Source organism: Streptomyces showdoensis (assembly GCF_039535475.1).
GTDB lineage: Bacteria > Actinomycetota > Actinomycetes > Streptomycetales > Streptomycetaceae > Streptomyces > Streptomyces showdoensis.
Map to the genome: position 1 here is coordinate 1034853 of NZ_BAAAXG010000026.1, position 12827 is coordinate 1047679.

The 12827-nt window shown below is 73.8% G+C and carries 13 protein-coding genes; 8 read left to right on the top strand and 5 right to left on the bottom strand.

Annotated features, from left to right (window positions below):
• Nucleotides 1-27 precede the first annotated feature (27 nt).
• Complete coding sequence (locus ABD981_RS17405) at nucleotides 28-1131, top strand: alkene reductase (protein ID WP_046906626.1); 1104 nt, start codon at nucleotides 28-30, stop codon at nucleotides 1129-1131.
• A 95-nt stretch (nucleotides 1132-1226) separates the two neighbouring features.
• Nucleotides 1227-2285, top strand: a complete 1059-nt coding sequence (locus ABD981_RS17410) for a VanZ family protein (protein WP_131723841.1) — start codon at nucleotides 1227-1229, stop codon at nucleotides 2283-2285.
• Nucleotides 2286-2314: 29 nt separating this feature from the next.
• Here the strand turns inward: ABD981_RS17410 and ABD981_RS17415 are convergent, their stop codons facing one another.
• From ABD981_RS17415 to ABD981_RS17425, 3 genes are all read right to left on the bottom strand, one after another.
• Nucleotides 2315-3544: a glycosyltransferase gene (locus tag ABD981_RS17415; protein ID WP_046906625.1), complete on the bottom strand. Its 1230-nt coding sequence runs from the start codon at nucleotides 3542-3544 to the stop codon at nucleotides 2315-2317.
• Nucleotides 3545-3596: 52 nt separating this feature from the next.
• Nucleotides 3597-4352, bottom strand: coding sequence for a MerR family transcriptional regulator (locus ABD981_RS17420; protein ID WP_046906624.1), 756 nt, complete (start codon nucleotides 4350-4352; stop codon nucleotides 3597-3599).
• 96 nt (nucleotides 4353-4448) lie between these two features.
• Nucleotides 4449-5432 carry a hypothetical protein gene (locus ABD981_RS17425; protein WP_046906623.1) on the bottom strand — a complete coding sequence of 328 codons (984 nt, stop codon included), beginning with the start codon at nucleotides 5430-5432 and terminating at the stop codon, nucleotides 4449-4451.
• A 223-nt stretch (nucleotides 5433-5655) separates the two neighbouring features.
• Between ABD981_RS17425 and ABD981_RS17430 the strand changes: the two genes are divergently transcribed.
• The 3 genes from ABD981_RS17430 to ABD981_RS17440 all read left to right on the top strand — a co-directional run bounded on the left by ABD981_RS17430 (nucleotide 5656) and on the right by ABD981_RS17440 (nucleotide 7264).
• Nucleotides 5656-6525 (top strand): AraC family transcriptional regulator, encoded by an 870-nt coding sequence (locus tag ABD981_RS17430; RefSeq protein ID WP_046906622.1) that lies wholly within the window; start codon nucleotides 5656-5658, stop codon nucleotides 6523-6525.
• Nucleotides 6526-6614: 89 nt separating this feature from the next.
• On the top strand, nucleotides 6615-6851 hold the full coding sequence (locus ABD981_RS17435; RefSeq protein ID WP_240495138.1) for a CopG family transcriptional regulator: 237 nt from the start codon (nucleotides 6615-6617) through the stop codon (nucleotides 6849-6851).
• A complete protein-coding gene (locus ABD981_RS17440; RefSeq protein WP_046906620.1) occupies nucleotides 6848-7264 on the top strand; it encodes a PIN domain-containing protein in 417 nt (138 codons plus the stop codon). The genes ABD981_RS17435 and ABD981_RS17440 overlap by 4 nt, the downstream gene beginning before the upstream one ends.
• Here ABD981_RS17440 and ABD981_RS17445 read toward each other — a convergent pair.
• Entirely contained in the window at nucleotides 7245-7643 is a 399-nt protein-coding gene (locus tag ABD981_RS17445; RefSeq protein WP_046906619.1) for a Zn-ribbon domain-containing OB-fold protein, read from the bottom strand. The two genes, ABD981_RS17440 and ABD981_RS17445, sit on opposite strands and share 20 nt — an antisense overlap.
• Nucleotides 7643-8092, bottom strand: a complete 450-nt coding sequence (locus ABD981_RS17450) for a DoxX family membrane protein (RefSeq protein WP_046906618.1) — start codon at nucleotides 8090-8092, stop codon at nucleotides 7643-7645. Before ABD981_RS17450 ends, ABD981_RS17445 begins: the two co-directional genes overlap by 1 nt.
• 157 nt (nucleotides 8093-8249) lie before the next feature.
• Between ABD981_RS17450 and ABD981_RS17455 the strand changes: the two genes are divergently transcribed.
• The 3 genes from ABD981_RS17455 (at nucleotide 8250) to ABD981_RS17465 (ending at nucleotide 12813) form a co-directional block, all read left to right on the top strand.
• On the top strand, nucleotides 8250-9488 hold the full coding sequence (locus tag ABD981_RS17455) for a flavin-containing monooxygenase (RefSeq protein WP_046906617.1): 1239 nt from the start codon (nucleotides 8250-8252) through the stop codon (nucleotides 9486-9488).
• A 268-nt stretch (nucleotides 9489-9756) separates the two neighbouring features.
• Entirely contained in the window at nucleotides 9757-11991 is a 2235-nt protein-coding gene (locus ABD981_RS17460) for an acetate--CoA ligase family protein (RefSeq protein ID WP_046906616.1), read from the top strand.
• Between the two features lie 21 nt (nucleotides 11992-12012).
• Nucleotides 12013-12813: an enoyl-CoA hydratase/isomerase family protein gene (locus ABD981_RS17465; protein WP_046906615.1), complete on the top strand. Its 801-nt coding sequence runs from the start codon at nucleotides 12013-12015 to the stop codon at nucleotides 12811-12813.
• Nucleotides 12814-12827 lie beyond the last annotated feature (14 nt).

Sequence of the window (12827 nt, forward strand, 5' to 3'; positions counted from 1 at the left end):
ATTGATGTCAGGATCTACGGTACCGGCATGACGCAGAACACGAGCGGATCCCGCCTCTTCGAAGCCACCCGCCTCGGCCCCCTCCCCCTCGCCAACCGGCTGGTCATGGCGCCGTTGACGCGGAACCGCGCGGCGGCCGACGGGGTACCGACGCCGCTGATGGCCACGTACTACGCGCAGCGCGCGACGGCCGGTCTGATCATCGCGGAGGCGACGACGCCGAACGCCGTCGGCCGGACGTACGCGAACATCCCCGCCCTCTACACGGACGCCCATGTGGCGGGGTGGCGGCGGGTGACGGACGCGGTACGGGACGCGGGCGGGCGGATGTTCGTACAGCTCCAGCACGGCGGGCGGGTCGGCCACCCCGACACGAGCGGGGCCGTGCCCGTCGCGCCCTCGGAGGTGGCGCTGCCGGAGCACATCCACACCGCCGAGGGGCCGCGGGAGGCAGTCGCGCCGCGCGAGCTGACCGTCGACGAGATCCGGGCGACCGTGGCCGACTTCGCCGCCGCCGCGCGTCGGGCGGTCGACGCGGGCTTCGAGGGGGTGGAGGTGCACGCGGCCAACGGGTACCTGATCCACCAGTTCCTGGCGAAGAACACGAACCTGCGGACGGACGGGTACGGCGGCACGGTCGAGAACCGCGTCCGCTTCGCGGTGGAGGTCGTGACGGCGGTCGCGGAGGCGATCGGGCCGGAGCGGGTCGGGGTGCGCGTCTCCCCCGGGGTCGGCGTGAACGGCATCGAGGAGGGCGACACCGAGGCGATCTACCCGGCCCTCGTCGCCGCCCTGGCCGACCGGGGGCTCGCGTACCTGCACGTCGTCTTCGCCGACCCGGAGCAGCCGCTGTTCCAGGAGATCCGGAAGGCCTGGCCGGGCGCGCTGATCGCCAACCCGGTCCTCGGCTGGGGCGGCCCGCTGCCCGCCGACGGCGGTCGCGCGGCGGCCGAACGCCTCCTGGCCGCCGGCGCCGACCTGATCTCCCTCGGCCGCTCCTTCCTCGCCAACCCGGACCTGGTGACCCGCCTGCGCACGGGCGCCCCGATCAACGCGGTACGGGACGGTGGCCTGATGTACACGGGCGGGGCGGCGGGCTACACCGACTACCCGACACTGGACGCGGCCTAGAAGAGGACGCCGGGGGTCCGTGCCCGCCCGGGCTCCCGTCCGCACGGGTCGAAGCGAGTGGTCAGGTGCTGTACGCCGTCTTCAAAGGGCACGGGATGTTCATCGCCCTGGCGACCCTGCTGTCGGCAACGGTCGGCTTCGTCGTCTACAAGCAGTCCCCGCGTGAAGCCGGGCACCGTGCCCTCAAGGGCTTGTTCGGGGCGTCCGTGGCCGCCGTGACCAGTCTGACGCTCTGGTCGACCGGCTCGCCTGTCCATCAGCCGCGGATGTGCGTCGTCAACCGCGACCTCATCGAGCCCTTCACCACCGACCAGAGCCTCCTCAACGCCGGGCTGTTCCTCCCGGTCGGGCTGCTGGGCGTGCTCGCGACCCGGAAGGTCCTCGGCACCCTCGCGTTCGGCATCCTGCTCACCTTCTCGATCGAGACCCTGCAGGGCTCGCTCACCTTCCTGGGGCGGGGCTGCGATTCGAGCGACCTGCTGATGAACTCCCTGGGCGTGGTCGTCGGCGCATGCGTCGGCTGGGGCATCACTGCCCTGGAAAGGCCGCGTGCCGGGTTCCTCCACGTCTGGCGCACTCGGAACACCTGGGCGGCCGTCTCCCTGGTCGCCGGGCTCGCCCTGGTCTGGGGCCTCGCCATCGAGCCGCAGGTCGTGGACCGGACTCTCGGGATCGGGCGGGCGGACGCCGCGCAGGAAGCGGCGATCCGTGCGGCCGTGGACGAGTCCTTCGACGGGTACTACGAGGTCAGCCGCGTCGACTTCGCGGCCGGACCGGACGGCACCGGCACGGTCATGGCCCAGTTCGTCGGGGGCGGCTCCGCCGAGCTCCGCTGGCCCGGCCGGGATACGTTCCAGGCCTATCTCGACATGTCGAGCACGGGCGAGCCGAGCGGCTACCCGCTCCCCGGCGTCAACGTCTCCCCCTCCGGCGGGCAGCAGGCGCAGGAGGTCGCCAGGACGTACGCCGCTCGCCACGCCGCATGGGGACTGCGCGGTGCTCGGCCGAGGACCACGAAGGTCGACGAGAAGGCGGAACTCGGCTGGACGACCAGCCGGCGCCGCCACGACGCGAACGGCGTTCTCCTGCCCATGAGGCTCGACGTCCAGGTCGACCGGGCCGGACGCGTGACGGGGGTCGTCTTCGTGCCGTGAACGCGGTGCCGGTCGGTCGCAGGTCCGGCTCAGGCCGCCCGCCCGATGTGGGACAGGACCGCCCCCGCGCCGTCCTCCGTCGCGATGCCCTGGGCGAGTTGTGTCGCGCGGGTGCGGTACGTCGGGTCGGTGAGGCAGGTCGTGATCGCGTCGGCCAGGTTCTCGGCGGTGAGTTCCGCGTACGGGAGGGGGCGGGGGGCGACACCGCGGGCGTGGAGCAGGTCCGCCCAGAAGGGCTGGTCGGCCATGACGGGGACCGGGACGGCGGGGACGCCGGCGCGCAGGGCGGCGCCGGTGGTGCCCGCGCCCGCGTGGTGCACGACGGCGGCGGTGCGCGGGAACAGCCAGTCGTGCGGGACGTCGCCGATGGGCAGGACGTCGGGGCCGAGGGCGTGCAGCCCGGCCCAGCCCGCCTGGACGACCGCGCGGACGCCCGCGCGGCGGACCGCCGCGGTGACCAGGTCGCCGAGCCGTTCCCCCTCGCCCGGCGCCATGCTGCCGAAGCCGAGGAAGACCGGGGGCGGGCCCGCCTGGAGGAAGTCGGCCAGCTCGGCCGGGGGCCGCCAGCCGTCGGGGCGGGCGGGCCACCAGTAGCCCGACACCCCGACACCGGTGGGCCAGTCGTCGGGGCGGGGCAGTACGAGGGGGCTGTAGCCGTGGAAGACGGGCGGCCGGAGGCCCCCGGTGTCCGCCCAGGCCCCGGTCCCCGCCCCGGTCGCGGTTCCGGGCCCCGTCGGCAGGCCGAGGCGGGTGCGGAGCCGGGTCACCGCCCCCGCGAACGCCCCCTCCGCGCGCCGCACCACGTCCTGCCCGGCCGCGAGGTTGCCCCGGGAGAGGTCGCGGGCGTTGGGCAGCGGGAAGCGGGCGGTGGCGAAGGACGGGGTGAGGTAGGTGCCGAGGACCGGGACGCCGTGCGCCTCGCCGGCCGCGCGGGCGAGCGGCGCCGGGCCGAAGGGGGTGAGCAGCAGGTCGGCCCCGCCCGACACGGCGTCCGCCACCCCGTCGGCGATCCCGTCCGCGTACGCCCTGGTCAGCGCCTGGACCTCGGCCCGCGAGGCGGCCTGCGACCAGTCGCGGATGAGCTGCTGCGCGTCGCCGGGGACGGGACGGAAGTCGAGCCCGCAGCCGCCGATGAGCGGGGCGAAGGACCCGTGCGCGGCGACGGCGACCTGGTGGCCGGCGTCCCGGAGGCGTCGGCCGAGGCCGGTGAAGGGGGCGACGTCGCCCCGGGAACCGGCGGTGATGATGACGATGCGCATGGCGGCGATTCTGCCCGGGGCGCCCCGGGGCCGTGCCGCCCCCGTCGCCGGCTCAGCTCAGCCGGGTGTCCGCGTAGACAGCCATCGCATCGCGCTGATACTCGGCAAGACCGGCCGCGATCCGCTCGTAGTTCCGGCGAAAGCGCGGGTCCTCCACGTACATCAGGGCCAGGCCCTTGTACGCCTCCGCGTTCGGCGTCCAGAACCGGCTCACGTTGCGGTAGTGGGCGTCGATCTCGGCCTGGACGGCCGGGTCGTCGACGGGCGTGCCGGCGGTCATGAACTCCGCGAGGCGGATCATCTGGGCCGTGACCTCGCGCTGCCAGTGCTCCATGTCCGCGGGGGTCATGCCCGCCGTCGCCTGCCGGGACTGCTCGTAGGCCGCGGGCCAGCGCTCCTGTACCTCGGCCTCCATCTCGGGGTCCGGCTCGAAGCCCTCGAAGAGGTTCTCGGGTCGGTTGATCTGCGCCATGGGGGCGTCCTCCTCCAGTTCGGTGATGGTGCGGGCGACCGTCCGGGCGAGCGTCCCGAGGCGTTCGCGTTCCGCGAGCAGCCGCTCGTGGTGCTCGCGGAGGACGGCCACCCGGTCGACCTGGCTGTCCAGGACCGCGCGGATCTCCTTGAGGCCCAGGCCTAGCTCCCGCATGAGCAGGATCTGCTGCAGCCGCAGCAGGTCGTCCCGCTCGTACATGCGGTGCCCGTTGGAGCCGGTCCACGCGGGGGGCAGCAGGCCGATCTCGTCGTAGTGGCGCAGGGTCCGGGAGGTCACCCCGGACATCCGGGCCACGTCCGCGATCGACCAGGCCATGGTGGTGTCCTTCCGTCGCCGGGGCCGGTGTCTCCGGCCCCCACACCACGACCGTAGGAGTTGACGCTGCGGCAAGCGCAAGCGCGGCGCCGGCGGCTACTCCTCCGGGTCGGAGTCCGGCTCGGCGTCCGTGCCCGAGAGGTCGGGGTCGTTGTCCGAGTATCCGAGGGCGCCCCGGCGGGTCTGCCGCAGCACGGCGTGCAGTTGGTTCGCGGTCGTCACCATCTCCCGGAAGAGGTTCGTCATGAGGGTGGACGTGTCGGTCACCCACCGGTCGAAGGCCTGCTGGTCGGCGGTGTTCGTCCGCTTCTTCCCGACGCTGCTGCCCTTCGTCCCGCCGACCAGGTCCTCGTTCCTGAGAACGTCGGCCGCGGCGCCGTCGTAGATGGTGTCCATCAGCCGGTCCTGCAGGGCCCTGAGCTCGGCGGCGTCGCGCCATTCCCGCGTACCGCAGGTCCCCAGGGCGGCCATGACGTCCCTCTTGTACTGCCCGTAGTCCTGCGAGTTCTGGTCGCCGTCCTTGCCCTTGGGGCCGCCGTGCGAGGCGGAGCGGAACCGGGCGTGGTCACGGGACGTGCCGGCCTCGGTGGCGGACGTCCTCAGGTGGTTGATCGCGTCCTTGACCGTGCCGATCCCCGCCGACCTGGTGCGCTGGGTCTCCGAGAGCGACTTGCGGTTGCCCTGGATGAACCCCGCGCGCTCGCCGAGGGCCTTCATCATCGCGCCCGCGAACTCCTTCGCGAGGTCGTCCAGCGCGTTGAACACGTGCTCGCCCTGCGCGGACGCCGACTCTTCCTCCTCCCCCTTGCCGTTGTCCTTCTTCACCGCCTTCCCCTTCCGGTCGCCGCCCGAGGACCCCTCGCCGTTGTCCTTGTCCTTGCCGCCCGCGCGCTGCACGACGACGGGCTCCTGGGCCTCCGCGTGGCCCGCCTGGCGGAGGAACTGGACGACGGCGGCGTTCCCCGCGCTGCGCTGGAGGGCCAGCAGGGGCTGGGGCGCGGCTCCGGTGCGGCGGGGCGGGGTGCGGTCGGGGGCGGCGGGGTGGGCCGCTCGGGAGTCCCGGGTGTCTCGGGCGGACATGAGGTGTCTCGATTCTGCGGGGCGGGGCTGACGGGTGGCCCCTCCTGCTTACCGGCCGGGCCCCGGCCGGCGTCAGGTGCGCGGGGGCACACTTCGCTGCCCCGGCCCCCTCCCGGCCCTCCCGGCCCTCCCGGCCCTCCCGACCTTTCCGGGCACGGTTCGTCGGGTCCTGGGAGGGTGGTGATTCCTACGGTGGAGGCATCAGAGGGAAGGACACCCACCCGTGCTGGACGACCTGAACCGGGCTCTCGAATACGTCGAGGCGCACCTCGACCGCGAGCTCGACGTCGCCGAGGCGGCCCGGATCGCGATGACCTCGGAGTACCACTTCCGGCGCCTGTTCTCGGCGCTCGCCGGGATGCCGCTCTCCGTGTACGTGCGGCGCCGGCGGATGACGCTGGCCGGGGCCGAGGTGATCGGCGGGGAGCGCACGCTGCTCGACGTGGCGGTGCGCTACGGCTACGGCTCCGGGGAGGCGTTCGCGCGGGCGTTCCGCGCGGTGCACGGGGTGGGGCCCGGGGAGGCGCGGCGCACCGGCGCGGTGCTCACGGCGCAGCCGCGGATGTCCTTCCGGGTCGTCATCGAAGGGAGCAGCACCATGCGGTACCGCATCGTCGAGAAGGAAGCGTTCCGGTTCCTCGGCAGGAAGGCGCGGATCCCCCTGGTCCACGAGGGGGTGAACCCGGCCGGGGCGGCGCTCGTGGCGAGCCTGGACGAGCGGGCGATCGGCGCGATGAAGGGGGTGGCCGACGGGGAGCCGGCGGGCGTGCTGTCGGCGGCGGTCCACCTGTCCGACAGCCGCGAGGAGGGCACCGAGCTGGACTACTGGATCGGTGTGGTGGCGGGCCCGGGGGCGGCCGCCGAGGGGCTCGAAGCCCTCGACGTGCCGGCGGGGACCTGGGCGGTCTTCGACGACCACGGGCCCTACCCGAGCGCACTCCAGGAGCTGTGGCGGGCCGTGTTCACCCAGTGGTTCCCCTCCAACCCGTACGCGAGCCGCCCGGGCCCGGAACTGCTGCGGACCGTGCCGGTGGAGATCGGCACGGACACGGACTCCCAGCTGTGGGTGCCGGTGGAGCGGATCCGACCCTGAATTGCCACTCGCTTTGCCACTCTCGCTCCATGGAGTCTCAGGCGGAGTACGGGCCGGATGAGGGCCCCGCCCAGAAGGTCAGCGTTTCCATGCCGGCAGGTCGCGTCGCGGCGGTGAAGGCGCGCGTGGGCGCGCGCGGCTTCTCCGCCTACGTCAGCGCGGCGGTCGAACGGCAGATACAACGGGACCTGCTGGAGGAGTCGCTCCGGGCCAAGGAGGCCGAGATCGGCCCTCCCACCCAGGAGATCCAGGACTGGGCCGCGGCGATCTTCCGCGAAGCCGAGGAGCAGGCCGCCCGGCTGGAGCCCGGGGAGGAGAAGCGGTGACACGCACGCGAAGCCAGTTGGCCCACGGCGTTCTCCTGCTGGACTCCCGGGGGCTGGGCAAGTACCTCTCGAACGACCCCAAGGTGGTCGGCCTGGTGCGGACCGCCCAGTCGAAGGACACACTCGTCGCCCTCAGCAACCTGACCCTGCTCGAGGCCTGGAACCCGCGGACGCGCATGGACCGATTCCGATGGGAGGTCTCCCGCCTGGAGGTCGTCCCCGTCACCGACGAGATCTCGTGGCGGGCGCTCGATCTCCTGCGCAACGCGCATCTGCACGGCCACAAGTACGCGATCGACTCCGTCGTCGCCGCCACCGCCCTCGGCTACCCCGGCCCGAGGATCGTCGTGACCTCGGACGTCGACGACATGGTCAAGCTCTGCGGACAGCGGGTCACGACCGTCGGGGTGTGAACACCGGCACCCGGACGTCGCCCTCCGGGCGGAAGGCGACGTCCAGGTCCATGCCGATGCGCAGGTCCGCCTCCGGGCAGTCGACCACCTCGGTCATCATCCGGGGGCCCTCGGCGAGGTCGACGACCGCCGCCACGTACGGCACGCGCTCGCCGAAGGGCGGGAGGTCGTTGCGGTGGACGACGGACCAGGTGTAGAGGGTGGCGCGGCCGCTCGCCGGGCGCCAGGCGACGGACTCGCCCCAGCAGTACGGGCAGAACTCGCGCGGGTAGTGGTGGGCGCGGTCGCAGCCGGCGCAGTGGCGGAGCAGCAGGCGGCCTTCGGCGGCGGCGTCCCAGTAGGTGCGGGTGAAGGCGTCGACATCCGGGGTGGCCGTCATCAGAAGAGTCCGATCGCGTGGTCGAGGGACCAGGTCTGCCAGGACACGGCGAAGAGGGCGACCAGGGAGATCAGCGCCATCATCGCGTTCTGCCCCTGCTCGGCCCAGTCGTGGATCATCAGGGTGAGGTACAGGAGGTTGAGGAGCAGCCCCCCGACCAGGGCGACGGGGGTGAGCAGGCCGGAGATCAGGCCGAGGCCGAGGGCGAGTTCGGCGTAGACGACGACGTACGCCATGAGCCTGGGGCGCGGGGCGACGACGGCGTCGAAGCCCTTCTTCACCGGCGGCCACTTGTGCCTGCCCGCCACGTCCGCGGCCCAGGCGATGCCCGTGCCCCGCTCGAACCAGCCCTTCTTGTCCTTGTGCCGCCAGCTCTCCAGCCACCACAGGCCGAGGCCGATACGGAGGACGGCGAGCCATTCGGCGCCCGTGAGCCAGATCGTCCGCATGTGCCCCGCCGCCCTTCGGGTGATGAAATCTGACAGGCCGTCAGTTCAGCGGATGGCGCCGGTTCTCCGCAAGACCTCTGCACGCGTGATCGATTCGCAACCGAACCCCCTCTTGACCGAGACCCATCGCGTGTACGCGTCATTACGCTCAGCGGTCATGACCACCCCCCAGACCCACCCCGTCTACGTCATCGGCGGCGGCCCCGGCGGACTCGCCGTCGCCGCCACCCTGCGCGAGCAGGGCGTGCGGGCCGTCGTCCTGGAGAAGTCGGACGCCGTCGGCGCCTCCTGGCGCCGCCACTACGACCGGCTGCGGCTGCACACCACCCGCCGCCTCTCCGCGCTCCCCGGACTGAAGATCCCCCGCTCCTTCGGACGCTGGGTCGCCCGCGCGGACGTGGTGCGCTACCTGGAGAAGTACGCCGAGGTCCACGACCTGGAGATCGTGACGGGGGTCGAGGTCACCCGGATCGAGCGGGAGGAGGCCCGGGCGCGCGCGGGCGGGGACGGGGACCCGGGCGCGGGCGGCCGCAAGCGGTCGCGCAAGCGCCCGGACGCCGACGCCGACGGGCACTGGGTGCTGCACGCGACCGGCGGGCGCCGGCTCGTCGGCAGCGCCGTGGTCGTCGCCACCGGCTACAACCACACGCCCCGGGTGCCCGACTGGCCCGGCCTGGACGCCTACGCCGGCACCCCCGGCCGCGAGTTCGTCCACGCGAGCGCCTACCGCGACCCCCGGCCGTACGAGGGCCGGGACGTCCTCGTCGTCGGCGTCGGCAACACCGGCGCCGAGATAGCCGCGGACCTCGCGGAGGGCGGCGCCGCCCGGGTGCGGCTGGCCGTGCGCACCGCCCCGTACATCGTCCGCCGCTCCACGGCCGGCTGGCCCAGCCAGCGCACCGGCATCCTCGTGCGGCGGCTCCCGGCGGGCCTGGTGGACCGGGCCACGGGGCTGCTCGGCCGGTTCATCACGGCCGACCTCTCGGCGTACGGGCTGCCCCGCCCCGAGGGAGGCCTCTACTCCCGGGTGCGCCAGGGCGCGATCCCGGTGCAGGACGTGGGCCTGGTCGCGGCCGTGCGGGCCGGGAAGGTGGAGCCGGTGGCCGCCGTGACCTCCTTCGACGGCGACGGGGTCGTCCTCGCCGACGGCTCCCGGATCACTCCCGACGCGGTGGTCGCCGCCACCGGCTACGAGCGCGCCCTCGAGCCCCTGCTCGGCCACCTCGGGGTGCTCGACGAGCGCGGCCGTCCGGTGGCGCGGGGGGCGCGGTGCCCGGACGGGGTGCCGGGGCTCTACTTCACGGGGTTCACGAATCCGATCAGCGGGATGTTCCGGGAGATGGCGCTCGACGCGGAGCGGATCGCCCGGCGGATCGCCCGGCAGCGGGCCCGGTAGCGGGCCCGCCCTCGATCCCGGTAGCAGGCGCGGCGGCGCGGCGGGGCGCCAGGGGACGGACTCGGCGGGCTCCGCGGTGCGGGAGGCGCCCCCGCGAGAGGCGCCCGACGGCACCTCCCGCACCGCGAAGATCCCCCTTCCCCACGACAGTTCGCTGCACGGCCATTCCTGACTTACCGTCAGTTCTGTAATCTGACTGTGCGTCAGAGAAGGGAACGGCCGGAAACAGCACACGCGGACGAGCGGACGGACGGGCGGAGCTACCACGATGCTTGGATCGACTCACGGCACCTTCACCACAGACCTCCGCGCTCGCGTCGTCGCCTGCGGCGAGCAGCCCACCCGGGTCGCCGTGCACGGCGTCACCGCCGTCGAGGGCGATACGGACGTCAGCGGGCGCCCGCTGCACGCGTCCGTGCCCGAGCTCGACCGGTTCTTCCGGCCCGAGGTGGTGGCCGTCGTCGGCGCCTCCGACGCCGAGGGCCGGCCCAACACCGGGATCACCCGCCAGCTCCTCGACTGGGCCGGGCGGGTCGGGGCACGGGTGGTGCCGGTGCACCCGACCCGCACCTCGGTCTTCGGCATCGACTGCGTCGCGTCCGTCGGCGAACTCGGCGCGCTCGGCGTGAACGTCGACCTCGCCGTGCTCCTGGTGGCCGACCCGCTGCCCGTGATCGAGCAACTGGCCGAGGCCAAGGTGCGGTTCGCCGTCGCCTTCGCGTCCGGCTTCGCCGAGACCGGCGAGGAGGGTGCCGCCGCGCAGGAGCGCCTGGCGGCCGCGGTGGGCCGCTCGGGGCTGCGGCTGCTCGGCCCCAACACCAACCTCAACGCCTTCGAGCGCTTCCGCGAGGACCTCGACGGACCCGCCGTCGCCCTCATCACCCAGTCCGGGCACCAGGGCCGGCCCGTCTTCACCATGCAGGAGCTGGGTGTCCGGCTCTCGCACTGGGCGCCCACCGGCAACGAGGCCGACCTGGAGACCGCCGACTTCCTCTCGTACTTCGCGCACCGGCCCGAGGTCGGCGCCATCGCCTGTTACGTGGAGGGGCTCAAGGACGGACGCTCCTTCCTGCTCGCCGCCGACCAGGCCGCCCGGCGCGGGGTGCCGGTCGTCGCGGTGAAGGTGGGCCGCACGGAGGCCGGGGCCCGGATGGCCGCCTCGCACACCGGCAAGCTGACCGGGGCGGACCAGGTCGTCGACGCGGCCATGCGGCAGTTCGGGGTGATCCGGGTCGACGGGCTCGACCAGCTCCAGGACACCGCCGCGCTGCTGGCCCGGGCCCGCAAGCCGGTCGCGGACGGGGTGGTCGTCTACTCGATCTCCGGCGGCACCGGCGCGCACTTCTCGGACCTGGCCACGGCGGCGGGGCTCAAGCTGCCCACCCTCTCCCAGGCCCGGCAGGACGAGCTGCACCAGTGGATCCCCCCGTACCTGAGCGTGGCCAACCCGGTCGACAACGGCGGGCACCCGGTGGGCGACTGGCGCGGCCGGAAGATCATCGACTCGATCCTCGCCGACCCGGAGGTGGGGGTGCTGATCTGTCCGATCACCGGCCCCTTCCCCCCGATGAGCGACAAGCTGGCGCAGGACCTGGTGGACGCGGCCGAGGCGACGGACAAGCTGGTCTGCGTGGTGTGGGGCTCGCCGGTCGGCACCGAGGAGGCCTACCGCACCACGCTGCTCGGCTCCTCGCGGGTCGCCACCTTCCGCACCTTCGGCAACTGCATCGGCGCGGTGAAGGCCTACCTCGACCACCACCGCTTCACCGCCGGCTACCGCTCCCCCTTCGACGAGGCCCCGCGCACCCCGTCCCCCTCCTTCCGCAAGGCGCAGGCCCTGATGCGGCCCGGCCACCGGCTGAGCGAGCACGCGGCGAAGCAGCTGCTGCGGGCGTACGGGATCAGGGTGCCGCGCGAGCAGCTGGTCACCAGCGCGGCGGCGGCCGTGCGGGCGGCGGGCCTGGTCGGCTACCCGGTGGTCATGAAGGCCTCGGGCGCGCAGCTGGCCCACAAGACGGAGCTGGGCCTGGTGAAGGTCGGGCTGACCTCGGCGAGCCAGATCCGCGACACGTACCGCGAACTGACCGACATCGCCCGCTACGAGGGCATCGACCTGGACGGCGTCCTGGTCTGCCAGATGGTCGGGCGCGGGGTGGAGATGGTGGTCGGGGTGACCCACGACTCGCTCTTCGGGCCGACGGTCACGGTCGGGCTCGGCGGCGTCCTGGTGGAGGTGCTGAACGACGCGGCGGTACGGGTGCCGCCGTTCGGCGAGCGGGAGGCCCGGGACATGCTGGGCGAACTGCGCGGCCGGGCCCTGCTCGACGGGGTGCGGGGGGCGCCGCCGGCGGACGTGGACGCGCTGGTGGAGGTGGTGCTGCGGGTGCAGCGCATGGCGCTCGAACTGGACGGCGATCTGGCCGAGTTGGACATCAACCCGCTGATGGTGCTGCCGCGGGGACAGGGCGCGGTGGCCCTGGACGCGCTCGCGGTGTGCCGGTAGGCGGCAGGCGAAGGGGAACCCATGTCGGAGGACGTCCTGCACGCCGTCGAGAACGGCGTCGCGTGGATCACGCTCAACCGGCCCGAGGCGATGAACGCGGTCACCTGGGACCAGCGGGAGCGGATCATCGCGCTCCTCGCGGACGCCTCGGCCGACCCGGAGGTCCGGGCGGTGGTGATCACGGCGACCGGGCGCGGTTTCTGCGCGGGCGCGGACCTGCGGGGAGGCCCGCCGGCCTCCCCGGCCGACGGGGAGCGGGTGGCCGGGGACGTGGCCCGGATGATCCGCCGGGGCGCCCAGCGCTTCGTCGGGGCGGTGCTGGACTGCGAGAAGCCGGTGATCGCGGCGGTGAACGGGACGGCGGCGGGGATCGGGGCGCACCTGGCCTTCGCGTGCGACCTGGTGCTGGCGGCGGAGCCGGCGAAGTTCGTGGAGGTGTTCGTGCGGCGCGGGATCGTGCCGGACGGGGGCGGGGCGTATCTGCTGCCGCGACTGGTGGGCCCGCAGCGGGCGAAGGAGCTGATGTTCTTCGGCGACGCGGTGCCGGCGGCGGAGGCGCGGGCGATGGGCCTGGTGAACCGGGTGGTGCCGGCGGAGGAGCTGGAGAAGACCGCCCGCGAGTGGGCGGAGCGGCTGGCCCAGGGCCCGACCCGGGCCCTGGCCCTCACCAAGCAGCTGGTGAACGCGTCCCTGGACACCGACCGGGCGTCCGCCTTCACGGCGGAGGCGAACGCCCAGGAGCTGTGCATGACGACGCGGGACGCGCAGGAGGGGGTGGCGGCGTTCGTGGAACGCCGGACCCCTACGTACGGGGGGCGCTGAGGGGGGCTGGCGGC